Here is a 12,367-nt window from a genome sequence, read left to right on the forward strand (position 1 = left end):
ACCAGGAAAACCGGGAGCCAGAGCCCAATCTAAAAGGTACTTTAGTGAGTGTTTTTATAGTGGGACTAATCATCGTTGTGATGTGGGTCGCCGTTTATTTATTATACGTAGCCCGTTAAGGCAGGACGAAAGGAGTAGGTTTAAATGCATCTTCATAAATATGAAAAAATTTGGCTGGTGTTCGGTATTGCATCGCTGATTGTATTTTTAAGCGTGGTCGGAGTGAGCGCATTCTCTCAGGATCACACCCCAGCTGGAGGGATGGAAACAATAGATCCCAAAAAAGTGAATGAAACGGCCCCATTTGATAATCCGGGTGTTACCCAATTGGATGACGATACCTATCAAGCCACAATTGTAGCAATGGCCTTCGGATATCAGGCACCGGAATTGAAAGTTCCAGTCGGCAAAGAAGTTATTTTCAAAGTGACCAGCACCGATGTGGTCCATAGTTTCACCATTGATAATACAAAAGTCAATATGATGGTCGTTCCAGGCCGGATTACGACAAAATCCTATACGTTTGAAGAACCTGGCACATATTTAATTCTTTGCAATGAATATTGTGGAACAGGTCACCATATGATGTATACAGAGATAGAGGTGTACGAAGAATGATAGCTGTGCAAGATCGAAAACTCGCTTTATGGAATATCGGCGTAGCTTACGCTGCATTTTTAATCGGTACATTATGTGGCCTGCTTCAGGTTTTTATCCGCAATGATGCTCTTCAATTGCCGGCTTGGCTGGACTATTACCAGATTTTAACGGCACACGGCGTTTTACTCGCACTCGTATTTACGACATTTTTCATTTTTGGTTTCTTTATTACTGGTATGAGCAAAAGCCTCGGGAGCTTCGGGCCGAAAGTCCGGTTGTTCTCCTGGATCGGCTTTTGGGTAACCTTGCTTGGAACGGTCATGGCGACAGTGATGATTGTGGCGGGAGAAGCTTCCGTCATGTACACATTTTATGCACCGCTTCAGGCAAGTGGCTTTTACTATGTAGGGCTTGCTCTCGTAATCATCGGAACATGGATCAGCAGTTTTGCGCTGGTCGGCCATTACCGAGTATGGCGGAAAAACAATAAAGGGCAGTTGAGCCCGTTATTCGCTTTCATGACCATCACGACCATCATCATGTGGATCATCGCATGTCTGGGCGTCGTAGCAACGGTGCTTTTCCAATACATTCCTTGGGCATTCGGCTGGACCGATACCATTGATGTGGAACTCAGCCGTACTTTGTTCTGGTTTTTCGGACATCCCCTTGTGTATTTCTGGCTGTTGCCGGCATACATGGCCTGGTACGTCATCGTACCAAAAATCCTGGGTGTAAAAGTATTCAGTGATTCTTTGGCCCGTTTGTCTTTTGTACTCTTTATCCTGTTTTCCATTCCTGTTGGATTCCACCATCAGCTGACAGAACCGGGTATTTCGAACTTCTGGAAATTCCTTCAGGTGGTGTTGACGTTCATGGTCATCGTGCCATCATTGATGACGGCGTTCTCGATGTTCGCGACATTTGAAATCGCTGGACGCAAGAATGGCGGAAAAGGCCTCTTCGGTTGGTTTACGAAATTGCCTTGGAAAGATATCCGTTTCACATCGATTTTCATTGCCATGGCGTTCTTTATCCCTGGTGGAGCTGGCGGAATTATCAACGCAAGCTTCCAGTTGAACGAAGTCGTCCATAATACTTTATGGATTGTCGGGCATTTCCATATTACGGTTGGAACGCCAGTTGCCATGACATTCATGGGATTGACGTTCTGGTTGATTCCTTACTTGACGGGAAGAAAATTCACCAAGTCCATGAAAGTTCTCGGACTGGTCCAAATCATCACCTGGTCAATTGGTATGCTCTTGATGTCAACAGCGCAGCATCTTTTGGGCCTTCTCGGAGCACCAAGAAGAACAGCGTATTCTGGCTATAACGATCACCCAGCCGCAATGGAGTGGTTTGACGGCATCCTGACGAACCACGTCACGATGGCAGTTGGCGGAAGTATTCTCTTCGTCTCTGCGATGATTCTCATCTATATCGTTGTCATGACGATGTTCCTGTCGCCTAAAGCTGTCGAGCCGAAGGATCTGGTCGATTTCCCAATGGCGGAAAGCGACATGTCCCGGACACCGAAATGGCTGGAAAATTGGTGGATTTGGATCGGCCTCGCTGTTGCACTTATTCTAATCGCTTATGCAATTCCAGTAAGCCAAATGATGCACCATGCACCACCAGGCTCAGAAGGATTCAAAACTTGGTAGGAGTTGAGGAACAATGTTCACGATGGTACTTTCATTGATGGTTGTTTTTATCGCATTCACTGCAATGCTGGTTGAAATCTCTTCTACAGAAGAGTGAACTGAAGGCGAAAGCATCAGTTTTCAAGGAAACTTGGATAAAATCGTATGAAAAAGCCCTTTGCCGGATCGGCAAAGGGCTTTTTTCGGCTTCTGGTGCATCCATTATGGATTTATGGTCGCTTGTGCGATTTTGTGGTCGCTCAGGCGGATTTGCAGTCGTTCAAAAAAATTTGTGGTCGTTCAGGAAAATTTGCAGTCGTTCAGCCGAAATTCCCGCAAAAGCCCAAAGCTTGGACACGAGTCAGAGCAGCCGGACTATTCCCCGCTGCCTATGCTTATCTCAGCTTGTTTGGCAGGGGATGGAAATTGTATTATTTTAAAATGTTCTATACTATTGAAAGTAAATGAACAGGAAGTTGAGGCTTGTGCTATGACCATCATCGAATGGATTTTTACAGCGGTAAGCTTGATTTGGATCAGTGAATTCGTGCTTTTCCGCAATCGCGGCGTTGGCCAGGGCGATTCTTTGGAAAAAAGGACTTTTTTCGTGATTTTTGCTACTTTGATTGGTACGATCATCGTGGCACAGGTTTTGCAGGAGTTGAGGCCGTTCGCCACTGTGGCTTTGATCAGTCAGGTGGCGGGAATCGTGTTGCTTTCAATGGGGGTTTTCCTTCGGTTTTGGGGGATTATTCATCTGAAGTCGCAATTTACACGTTACGTTACAGTTCGTGAAGGGGATGAAATCGTCAGCACCGGTCCGTACCGGAAGCTGCGCCATCCGCTGTATACTGGGCTTCTGCTGATCACTCTGGGGATGGCGCTGTTTTTCGGCAGCTTGATTGCCGCGGTCCTTGGCGGCGTGGCGATGGCCTGGGCGCTGCTGCAGCGGATCAATTACGAAGAGCGGTTGCTTATCGAGAAGTTCGGACCGGATTATGAGCAATGGATGAAAAAGCGCGCACGCTTGATTCCATTCATTTATTAGGCAGACGGAAACTAATCGATCTATACGAAAAGACTCCATTCGCCAGCACGGTGAATGGAGTCTTTTTTAGAGGTGAGCATCTTTATTTACATCGGGTACGATTCAATGTAATATACATCGTGTAAGATATAAAAAACAATTACTGAATCCCAGTGATTGTTAGTTGAACCAACCGGACTTTTACGGTCAATGGATTTCCCGCTGGAAAAGTGGAATATAACGGACCGTAAAAGCGGAATAAATGGATGGAGGAATATATATAATGAAAACACTTTTTGAAACTACCATGATCAATACAGGCGGGAGAGACGGTGCGGTTTATTCGCCGGACAATATTTTTTATTTGGATGTAGCAAAACCACAGGCACTTGGCGGTTCAGCCACAACGGCAACCAATCCGGAACAGCTTTTCGCGGCTGGCTACAGCGCATGCTTCAACAGCGCATTGGAATTAGTCTTGGAAGCTGGTAAAGTGGAGATAGAAAAAAGCGAAGTGACAGCGACTGTTGCGTTGATCGGAGACAAAGACAATGGCGGCGTTAAGCTGGCAGTGAAACTTGTGGTCGATATCACGGGGATCGATGAAGAGAAAAAACACGAGTATGTAGAAAAAGCGCATCAGTACTGCCCGTATTCAAAAGCGATCAAAGGGTCAGTGGATGTGGAAATAAGCGTTCTCTAATAATGAGCATAGGTGAGATGTAAATGGAAAAACCGACGAAACTCGAACAGCAATTGTGTTTTGAAGTCTATAAAGCTTCCAGTAATTTTTCGAAGATGTATGCGAAAGCGTTAGAGCCGTTCGGTCTGACATTTCCGCAGTATCTGGTGCTTCTTGTCCTCTGGGAAGAAGACGGGCTGCTGACGAAAAATATCGGGGAGCGGCTGGGGCTTGGTACGGGAACCTTGAATCCCATCATCAACCGCATGATCGAACAGGAAAGGCTGATCAAGCAGCAGTCCAAAACCGATAAACGCGCATTTACGATTTCATTGACGGAAAAAGCACGAAGTGAACAAGAGGCGGTCGAACAGGCCGTCTTTGATAAACTTATCAGCTGTAACTTTATGGGCGTCAACGCCATCGCTTTGATGAAAAACCTGAAAGAGCTGAATGCTTCTTTCAAGGCCATGGATCTGTAGAAATGTTTTGAATCACCATATGAGGAGTGATGCAGGATGAATATTTATGATATCGCCGTACCAAAGCCCAACGGGGAAGAATATCCATTAAGCGAATACAAAGGCAAGGCTATGCTGATTGTCAACACGGCAACAAAATGTGGCCTTAGAGACCAATTCGACAGCCTGGAAAAAATGTATGAAGACTATAAAGATCAAGGACTGGTAGTCTTAGGCTTTCCATCCAATCAATTCGGCCAGGAAAAAGCCAGCGGAGAAGAAGCGCAGGAAGCGTGCCGCATGACTTACGGCGTCACTTTTCCCATGCATGACCTGATTAAGGTCAATGGCAAGGATGCGCATCCGCTTTTCAGCTATTTGACGGAGAATACAAAAGGATTCCTGTCGAGCGGGATCAAATGGAACTTCACCAAGTTTCTGATCGACCAGGAAGGCAACATCGTTTCGCGTTTCTCGCCAAAAGACAAACCCGAATCATTTGAAAAAGACATCCAGAAAGTGCTTGGCCAGCAATAGCAAAACCTTTCTATTCCACTCTGAGCTCTGATGTGATAAGCTGTACATCATCGTAAGTAATGGAGTGATTAGAATGAGCAAAGCAAAAGCAAAAACGAAAAGCGGTACTGGCCAAGGAACTGGCAAAAAAGGCTGGACACGCTGGAAAGCCGGCGCCAATAAAGCCAAAAGTTTTAAGCCGTACACCAGTAAAAACAATAAAAAAGCCGATGAACCCAAAACAGAAAAAGAACGAGCTTCTGAAGCTGAATGGGTCGATGCAGAGATAGAGAAGTAAGGGGTTGTCCAATTGGGCAACTTTTTTTATTGCCTTCTATTCCCGTGGAATCAAAAAACCCTCTACTCCGCGAGTAAAGGGTTTTCGGCAGGTCCGTAAATTTTCTTGGATAAGGATTCTTTTACGGCTGCCTGCTTTTGCGGTGGATCTGCCAGCAAAGCTGCCACGATTCCGAAAAGCGGGAAGATCATCAACACCCAGAGGATTTCAGCGTAGCCGCCGAACACATCGAAAGCAATGCCGAGCGGCAGCGGGCCAAGAGCGGATCCCGTGACAACCATGGCCATGGATATGCCGCTGATGCTGCCAATGTGTTTCCGTCCGAAATAATTGGGCCAGACGACCGCCATGACGATGCGTTCAATCCCCATGCTGACGCCCCAAACCAGACCGAACACGATGGCGGCGGCGAGGAAATCAGCTTTCTGCAGGAGAAATAAAGACAGCAATTCACCTATAAAAACGAGTGTCAGCATATACTGCACCTTTACCTTTTCCAGCAGGAGGCCGGTGATGAACGTGACCGGCAATCCGATCAATGCCGTTAAGCTTAAAATCCCAGCTGCGGTTTCAAGCGATAAGGACTTTTCGGAAAAGATGGACACCAAGTGGAAGGTCAAGCCGGTGTTGACGATCCCCGGAATGGCCGCACAGAGCAACAGGAGCCAGAAGGCACGGGTTTTTGAAGCTTCTTTCACCGTCCAGCTAACTTCTTCGATGGGTTTTATTTTGGACTCTTTCTTATATGCATCGCCGTTGTCCGGCAATAAACCCATTTCTTCGGGCGAATTTTGAATGAGGAAAAGGGCAAGCGGCGTAAAGCAGACAATGATGAGGACCCCTAAAATCAGCCACGAACTGCGCCAGCCGAATGCCTCGATCAGCCAAACGTTCAGCAGTGGAAAAGCGGCGGAACTGACCAAGCCGCCGATTGCGGCGATGCTGATGGCGCGGCCTCTTTTTTTGACAAACCATTGAGGGATGAGGGAGCTTGAGATAAGTGCCATGGAACCTTGTCCAAGCAGTCGAATAAAAAAGAAGCCGATGAACAGCATGACCAAGCTTGTCACGAAGCTGTTGAAGAAGCAAGCGACTGCCAGGGCGATGGAAACGGCAACCGCCATTTTCCGCGAACCATTTCGGTCGATCAGGCGTCCGACAAAAAACAGCAGAAAGCCTGCTGTTAATGTGGCTGCCGAGTAGATGCCGGAAACGGTCGAACGGCTCCAGCCGAATTCTTCTATATAATAGTCGATAAAGATGGAATTGGAATAGGTTTGTCCGGGACCAGAGAAAAATTGGGACAAGGCCGCTATCGCGATAATGACCCAGCCGTAGTGAAAAGCATTTCCTGTTAATTGTTTCATCTTGCATCTCCATTAAGCTATAACCTTAGGTTAGTGTATTTCCAAAAAAACAACAAAAAATAGTTCAAATCACAATTTCTTATCATAGCATAATTTTTTGGGTATACAAGACTTGAAACAAAACTGTAAATAATAGAATGATTCAGATATTTCTGAGGAGGACCAGACGCTGAAAGTTTTACTGAAAAAGTGTAAAATGAGGGGAAAGGCAGTTTCGTAGCCAAAAGGAGTGAAAGAAAATGCCAACTGCAACATCAGTCACACAATTGAGCATACTAGAAAAAGAACGAATATATCAGCAGATAGCGGAGTATTCGAATGAGACGACGATTATTCATTCAAATCAGAAAGTCTTGTATATAAATCAGCCAGGAGCAGAATTTCTCAAAGCTGAACAAGCAGCTCTTATTGGTGCGAATGTCGTGGATGTTTTTACTGAAGACTATAAAGAACTGATCACGGAACGCATCCGCACAGGCATGGAAGACCGCACCATCGGAGGATTGATGGAGACGAAAGTAAAACGCTTTAATGGGACTGAAGCAGATGTCGAATTATATTGCTATCCGGTTCAATACGGGGAGACGGTCGCAATCCAGTCGATTATCCGTGATATTAGCGAACAGAAACAAACAGAACGCGACCTGCTGCAATTGAAAAACGAAATATCAACACCCATCGTTCCGATTATTGACGGATTGGCTGTATTGCCGCTTGTAGGGTCGGTCGATGGAGACCGAAGCAATCGGCTGCTCGACATCATTCCGCAAAAAGTTCAAGGGGAGAGCCTGAATTGCCTCATCGTCGACGTATCCGGCATCTACAACATCGACAATGTCGTAGCGGAATTTCTATACAAAATCGATCACATCATGCGCCTGCTCGGCATTCAACTGATTTTCACGGGAATCCGTCCGGAATTGGCTTTGAAAGCAATTGAAGCACGTGTGGACTTCAGCCAATTGACGACCATGGGAACGGTGAAACAGGCGCTCAAACGGTATTTGACCATCAAATAAAACCTTCACTTAACCAGAGGCTTGAGAAATTTCTTGTCAAAGCGCTGAAAGTGATTTATAGTTTATGAATACAAGATTTAGTGATTTTCTAAAATTATTCACTATATATAGTAGAACCAATAACGAAGGTGCCTGAAAAGGCTTAATAGGGAATCCGGTGGAATGCCGGAGCTGTTCCCGCAACTGTAAGTGCTGACGAACTATCGCAATCCACTGTCCAATGGACGGGAAGGAGATAGCAGAGGATGACGCACAAGCCAGGAGACCTGCCTTCGTTATAGTTTATGATCTTCTCCGGGAGCTGAGAGGGATAACGAAGGTATTATGCGTGGAACAGCTGTTTTCTGCTGCTTCCATCCGATATTCTGCGTATCTAACCCCATCCTCCCTGAGAGGATGGGATTTTTTCTTGTACACAAAGATGGAGGATTGATTGCAGATGACAAAACCATTAGCAGCAGGCGTAGCAAGAACCATCCAGACAAGGCTGGTGCTGCCGCCAGACACCAATCATATGGGCACCATTTTCGGCGGCACCGTATTGGCATACATAGATGAGATTGCCGCGATCACAGCCATGAGGCATAGCGGAAAAGCGGTGGTCACGGCATCAATCGACACCGTGAATTTCCTGTCTTCTGCAAAAGTGGGGGACATTCTCATTTTAGAAGGGGTCGTCATTTCAACAGGCCGAACATCGATGGAAGTGTATGTCAAAGCTGAATGCCAGCATATTGAAACCGGTGATAAAAGTTTAACGACTACGGCTATCCTGACGATGGTGGCAGTCGACAGCGAAGGCAAGCCGACGCCAGTAACCGGAGTAATTCCGGAAACGCCAGCCGAAGAAAAACTATTCAAAAGCGCACAGGAACGGAAACAGCGCCGCATGAAAGTGAACGAATACGCAAAGGAGTTGTGCTGATATGAATCTGAAAATCGAAGAAACAGAAATAAATGCAGTGGAAAGAGCGTTGCAACGCGCAACAGAAGTATACGGACTGGATACACGGGAACTGCTGGAACGGGCGGCGAAATTGGCAGGACAGGCAAAAGGAGAACAATCCCTGCTGTATGCGCTGAACCGCATCACCATGGATGAGCCGGATTGGACGTATGTGGCAGCTGAATTGTATGCCGGCGACTTGTATGGAAAAGCTGCAGACAGCCGGAACTTTTCCGCTTCAGAGAAATACGGTGATTTCTATGGCCTTATTAACGAACTTACAAGCATCGGCATTTATTCAGGAGAGCTTTTGGCTGCTTATTCGAAAGAAGAAATCGCTGAACTGGGCACTGAAATCGATCCGGAGCGGGATCTGCTGTTCAATTACATTGGCTTGTTCCTGCTGGCAGACCGCTATTTGGCGAAAGATTATGAAGGGCGCTTGTTCGAACTTCCGCAGGAGCGTTTCCTGGTCATCGCGATGACCTTGATGCAAAACGAGCCGAAAGAGCAGCGGCTGGAACTGGTCAAAGAAGCATACTGGGCCATGAGCCATCTGTATATGACAGTGGCGACACCGACCTTGTCGAATGCCGGCAAGAGCTTCGGCCAATTGTCGTCCTGCTTTATCGATACCGTTGATGATTCATTGGACGGCATTTATTTGAACAACTGGGACATTGCCCGCCTCAGCAAAGACGGGGGCGGCATCGGAATCTATTACGGAAAAGTGCGGGCGTTGGGCTCGGATATCAAAAAGTTCAAGGGCAATTCATCAGGCGTCGTGCCATGGATCCGCCTGGTCAATGATACGGCGGTCAGCGTCGATCAGCTGGGCCAGCGCCAAGGCGCAGTAGCGATTTACCTGGATGTTTTCCATAAAGACATCATGAATGGATTTCTGGACCTGAAGACTAATAATGGCGATGAACGCCGCAAAGCGCATGATATTTTCACCGGCGTGTCGATCCCGGATCTGTTCATGGAACGGCTGCAGGAAAAAGACGAAACAGGCCGCAGCATCGGTGAATGGCATACCTTCTGTCCGCACCAGATCAAGCAGGTGATGGGCTGGAAAGACGAAAACGGCAACGCGCTCGGGCTTGAAGATTTTTACGATGAAACCGATGAGAAATACTTCAGCGACAAATACCAGGAAGCTGTGGATCACCCACTATTGCCGCGCAAAACTTACCGGGCGATGGAGATTATGGCGCGCATCATGGTGTCGCAGCTCGAAACCGGCACGCCGTATATGTTCTACCGGGACGAAGTGAACCGCCAAAACCCGAACAAGCACACCAGAGGAAGAGGGCTGACGTCGATTTACTGTAGTAATTTGTGCACGGAAATTATGCAAAACATGTCAGCTACCACCATCATGAAAGAATACACCGATGAAGACGGCAACCTTGTCATGGTCCGCAAGCCGGGCGATTTTGTTGTCTGCAACCTGTCATCCATCAACTTGCCAAGAGCGTTCAAAGCCGACGTGCTGGAGCGGGTGATACGGGTCCAGGTGCGTATGCTGGATAACGTCATCGACTTGAATACCATTTCCGTCGGGCAGGCCGATGCGACCAATAAAAAATATCGTGGGGTGGGCGTTGGAACTTTCGGTTGGCACCACCTCCTGGCGCTTGAAGGCATCCATTGGGAAACCGAGCAGGCTGTGGAATTTGCGGATTCGCTATACGAGGAAATCGCTTATCAGACCATCCGCGCTTCGATGCAGCTGGCCGAAGAAAAAGGAGCCTTCAGCAAATTTACAGGTTCTGAATGGCAGACCGGCGAGTATTTTGAACGCCGCAACTACAGCGGTGAACGCTGGGAGCAATTGCAGCAGGAAGTGGCCACAAACGGTGTCCGAAACGGCTGGATGATGGCCGTCGCGCCGAACTCGTCTACTGCCAAAATCGGCGGTTCAACAGATGGCATCGATCCCCTTTACGCTGTTGAATACGCGGAAGAGAAAAAGAATTTCAAGTTCAAGGTGACGGCGCCTGATTTGGACCACAACACATACGATTATTACCGCCGTGCACGACACGTGCTGGACCAGAAATGGAGTATCCGCCAAAACGCAGCGCGGCAGCGGCATATCGACCAGTCCATCAGCTTTAACTTTTATGTGCCGCATACCATCAAAGCGAAAGAATTGCTGGAGCTTCATCTGGAAGCGTGGAAGCAGCACCTGAAAACGACCTATTACGTCCGCAGCACGTCACAGGCGGAAATTGAAGAATGCGAAGCGTGCCAAAGCTAAAGGAGGATTCCGATGACTATACACGAACCGTTGACGAAGATTAAATTATTGAATCCGGAGCACCCGAACAAATCGACTGGCGTCTTGAATGGCCAGTCTTCGGGCTTGCTGAACTGGAACGATATCGCCTATCCGCAGATGTATGATCTGTACCAGGCACTTTTGGCCAACTTCTGGAAAGCGCAGGAAATCAATATGCAAGACGATATCAAGCAATGGGACAGCTTGAGCGATGTGGAGAGGGATGTCTTTTTGCGCATCAATACGCAGCTGGCATCACTCGACAGCCTGCAGACCCCGACGATGAGCCAGGCCATGGATTATGTCACGGATTCCAGCTTCAAGGCCATTTTTGCGGTCATTTCGCAACAGGAAGCGGTCCATACCGAGTCGTATTCCTACATCTTGAGTTCGCTGGTCTCGGTCAGTGAGCAGAATGCACGCTTCAACCAGGCGAAAAGCGATCCGGTTGTCCAAAAACGCAACGATCTGATCCTGGATGCCTACGAGGAGTTCCGCCAAAATCCGACGCCGCAAAACCTGTTCAAGCTGAGCGTCAACTCCATTAACCTGGAGGGCATTTATTTCTATGCCGGCTTTGCCTTTTTCTATCATCTGGCACGCCAGCAGAAAATGCTGAAGACCAGCACGATGATCAGCTATATCCAGCGCGATGAAATGCAGCATGCGTATTTTATTGCCCAGTTTATCCGCATCATGTTGACGGAAAATCCGGAATTGAACACGGACGAAAATATCCAATACATCTACACGACCATCGACCGGGCAGTGGCGCTTGAAAAAGAATGGGCGCATTATATTCTGGAGGATATCGAGGGACTGGATCTGGAGGAGTTTGCCGGTTATGTGGAGTATTTGGCCAATAAACGGCTGCGCCAGTTGGGATTGGACAATCTTTACGAAGAGCGCAGCAATCCGATGCCGTGGATCCAAGTTTTTGGAGACGATATGATGAACGATACGAAATCCGACTTTTTCGAACAGAAATCACGGACCTATACGAAGGTGTCGCAGTCGAATGGCTTTGACGAACTCTAGCCCGAAGCTGGCAATCGTCTATGCTTCTGTCACCGGCAACACGTGGCAGTTAGCGGAGATGCTGCAGGAGGCTGCATTGAGCCAGGGTCTTGAGACGAATCTGTACCGTGTAGAAGAATTTCCTTTGTCCAAACTGTCCGGTTGTGATGTGGTATTGATCGGCACCTATACATGGGGGAGCGGCGAAATTCCGGAAGAAATGCACGCTTTGTACCAAGCCATCGAGAAATTGGACAGAAAAGAGCTCCAAACAGCGGTTTTCGGCACCGGAGACAGCTTTTTTGCCGAATTTTGCGGCGCGGTTGACCGCTTTCGCGACATGCTGTTTGTGAAGACCCAGCTGGTTGCGACCCTCAAAGTGGAATTGCTGCCGCAGACCAGTGATATCGTCCGCTGCGAAAAATTGGTGGAACTGTTCACGCCGGCCGCTATCCCAAGGTTTTCCTCTCAAAACAAAGGGTATGAATGACTATATACTAA

Annotated in this window: 14 protein-coding genes and 1 riboswitch; of the genes, 13 read left to right on the forward strand and 1 reads right to left on the reverse strand. The window is 47.6% G+C overall.

Annotation, left to right across the window (positions count from 1 at the left end; genetic code table 11):
• Positions 1-144 precede the first annotated feature (144 nt).
• The 8 genes from AC1MEO_RS14115 to AC1MEO_RS14150 all read left to right on the forward strand — a co-directional run bounded on the left by AC1MEO_RS14115 (position 145) and on the right by AC1MEO_RS14150 (position 5,230).
• The gene (locus tag AC1MEO_RS14115; protein WP_480331412.1) at positions 145-618 is read left to right on the forward strand and encodes a cytochrome c oxidase subunit II; all 474 of its coding nucleotides are present in this window, start codon (positions 145-147) and stop codon (positions 616-618) included.
• A complete protein-coding gene (locus AC1MEO_RS14120; protein WP_480331414.1) occupies positions 615-2,267 on the forward strand; it encodes a b(o/a)3-type cytochrome-c oxidase subunit 1 in 1,653 nt (550 codons plus the stop codon). The genes AC1MEO_RS14115 and AC1MEO_RS14120 overlap by 4 nt, the downstream gene beginning before the upstream one ends.
• Before the next feature lie 144 nt (positions 2,268-2,411).
• Positions 2,412-2,714, forward strand: coding sequence for a hypothetical protein (locus tag AC1MEO_RS14125; protein ID WP_480331416.1), 303 nt, complete (start codon positions 2,412-2,414; stop codon positions 2,712-2,714).
• A 22-nt stretch (positions 2,715-2,736) separates the two neighbouring features.
• On the forward strand, positions 2,737-3,294 hold the full coding sequence (locus tag AC1MEO_RS14130; RefSeq protein ID WP_480331417.1) for a methyltransferase family protein: 558 nt from the start codon (positions 2,737-2,739) through the stop codon (positions 3,292-3,294).
• A gap of 262 nt (positions 3,295-3,556) precedes the next feature.
• Positions 3,557-3,976 (forward strand): organic hydroperoxide resistance protein, encoded by a 420-nt coding sequence (locus AC1MEO_RS14135; RefSeq protein WP_480331419.1) that lies wholly within the window; start codon positions 3,557-3,559, stop codon positions 3,974-3,976.
• A gap of 23 nt (positions 3,977-3,999) precedes the next feature.
• A complete protein-coding gene (locus AC1MEO_RS14140; protein WP_480331421.1) occupies positions 4,000-4,437 on the forward strand; it encodes a MarR family winged helix-turn-helix transcriptional regulator in 438 nt (145 codons plus the stop codon).
• Between the two features lie 36 nt (positions 4,438-4,473).
• Complete coding sequence (locus AC1MEO_RS14145) at positions 4,474-4,953, forward strand: glutathione peroxidase (protein ID WP_480331423.1); 480 nt, start codon at positions 4,474-4,476, stop codon at positions 4,951-4,953.
• A gap of 73 nt (positions 4,954-5,026) precedes the next feature.
• On the forward strand, positions 5,027-5,230 hold the full coding sequence (locus AC1MEO_RS14150) for a DUF3934 family protein (protein WP_480331424.1): 204 nt from the start codon (positions 5,027-5,029) through the stop codon (positions 5,228-5,230).
• Between the two features lie 62 nt (positions 5,231-5,292).
• On the opposite strand, the gene AC1MEO_RS14155 is transcribed toward AC1MEO_RS14150, so the two are convergent.
• The gene (locus AC1MEO_RS14155) at positions 5,293-6,597 is read right to left on the reverse strand and encodes an MFS transporter (protein ID WP_480331425.1); all 1,305 of its coding nucleotides are present in this window, start codon (positions 6,595-6,597) and stop codon (positions 5,293-5,295) included.
• A 239-nt stretch (positions 6,598-6,836) separates the two neighbouring features.
• Here AC1MEO_RS14155 and AC1MEO_RS14160 point away from each other — a divergent pair, with 239 nt between their 5' ends.
• From AC1MEO_RS14160 to AC1MEO_RS14180, 5 genes are all read left to right on the forward strand, one after another.
• A complete protein-coding gene (locus tag AC1MEO_RS14160) occupies positions 6,837-7,616 on the forward strand; it encodes a PAS domain S-box protein (RefSeq protein WP_480331427.1) in 780 nt (259 codons plus the stop codon).
• A gap of 109 nt (positions 7,617-7,725) precedes the next feature.
• Positions 7,726-7,904: riboswitch (cobalamin riboswitch) on the forward strand.
• Positions 7,905-8,055: 151 nt separating this feature from the next.
• Positions 8,056-8,541: an acyl-CoA thioesterase gene (locus AC1MEO_RS14165; RefSeq protein WP_480331429.1), complete on the forward strand. Its 486-nt coding sequence runs from the start codon at positions 8,056-8,058 to the stop codon at positions 8,539-8,541.
• 1 nt (position 8,542) lies between these two features.
• Positions 8,543-10,828 carry a ribonucleoside-diphosphate reductase subunit alpha gene (locus AC1MEO_RS14170; RefSeq protein ID WP_480331431.1) on the forward strand — a complete coding sequence of 762 codons (2,286 nt, stop codon included), beginning with the start codon at positions 8,543-8,545 and terminating at the stop codon, positions 10,826-10,828.
• Between the two features lie 12 nt (positions 10,829-10,840).
• Positions 10,841-11,887 (forward strand): ribonucleotide-diphosphate reductase subunit beta, encoded by a 1,047-nt coding sequence (locus AC1MEO_RS14175; protein WP_480331432.1) that lies wholly within the window; start codon positions 10,841-10,843, stop codon positions 11,885-11,887.
• Entirely contained in the window at positions 11,868-12,356 is a 489-nt protein-coding gene (locus AC1MEO_RS14180; RefSeq protein ID WP_480331434.1) for a flavodoxin domain-containing protein, read from the forward strand. The genes AC1MEO_RS14175 and AC1MEO_RS14180 overlap by 20 nt, the downstream gene beginning before the upstream one ends.
• Positions 12,357-12,367: the final 11 nt, after the last annotated feature.

Source organism: Planococcus sp. BI3 (assembly GCF_056680115.1).

What these genes read in the sequence shown, in the direction of transcription:
- AC1MEO_RS14145 (WP_480331423.1), top strand. Translation starts at nt 4,474, where the DNA reads ATGAATATTTATGATATCGCCGTACCAAAGCCCAACGGGGAAGAATAT.
- AC1MEO_RS14180 (WP_480331434.1), top strand. Translation starts at nt 11,868, where the DNA reads ATGGCTTTGACGAACTCTAGCCCGAAGCTGGCAATCGTCTATGCTTCT.
- AC1MEO_RS14150 (WP_480331424.1), top strand. Translation starts at nt 5,027, where the DNA reads ATGAGCAAAGCAAAAGCAAAAACGAAAAGCGGTACTGGCCAAGGAACT.
- AC1MEO_RS14120 (WP_480331414.1), top strand. Translation starts at nt 615, where the DNA reads ATGATAGCTGTGCAAGATCGAAAACTCGCTTTATGGAATATCGGCGTA.
- AC1MEO_RS14170 (WP_480331431.1), top strand. Translation starts at nt 8,543, where the DNA reads ATGAATCTGAAAATCGAAGAAACAGAAATAAATGCAGTGGAAAGAGCG.
- AC1MEO_RS14175 (WP_480331432.1), top strand. Translation starts at nt 10,841, where the DNA reads ATGACTATACACGAACCGTTGACGAAGATTAAATTATTGAATCCGGAG.
- AC1MEO_RS14155 (WP_480331425.1), bottom strand. Translation starts at nt 6,597, where the DNA reads ATGAAACAATTAACAGGAAATGCTTTTCACTACGGCTGGGTCATTATC.
- AC1MEO_RS14130 (WP_480331417.1), top strand. Translation starts at nt 2,737, where the DNA reads ATGACCATCATCGAATGGATTTTTACAGCGGTAAGCTTGATTTGGATC.
- AC1MEO_RS14125 (WP_480331416.1), top strand. Translation starts at nt 2,412, where the DNA reads ATGAAAAAGCCCTTTGCCGGATCGGCAAAGGGCTTTTTTCGGCTTCTG.
- AC1MEO_RS14140 (WP_480331421.1), top strand. Translation starts at nt 4,000, where the DNA reads ATGGAAAAACCGACGAAACTCGAACAGCAATTGTGTTTTGAAGTCTAT.
- AC1MEO_RS14135 (WP_480331419.1), top strand. Translation starts at nt 3,557, where the DNA reads ATGAAAACACTTTTTGAAACTACCATGATCAATACAGGCGGGAGAGAC.
- AC1MEO_RS14160 (WP_480331427.1), top strand. Translation starts at nt 6,837, where the DNA reads ATGCCAACTGCAACATCAGTCACACAATTGAGCATACTAGAAAAAGAA.
- AC1MEO_RS14165 (WP_480331429.1), top strand. Translation starts at nt 8,056, where the DNA reads ATGACAAAACCATTAGCAGCAGGCGTAGCAAGAACCATCCAGACAAGG.
- AC1MEO_RS14115 (WP_480331412.1), top strand. Translation starts at nt 145, where the DNA reads ATGCATCTTCATAAATATGAAAAAATTTGGCTGGTGTTCGGTATTGCA.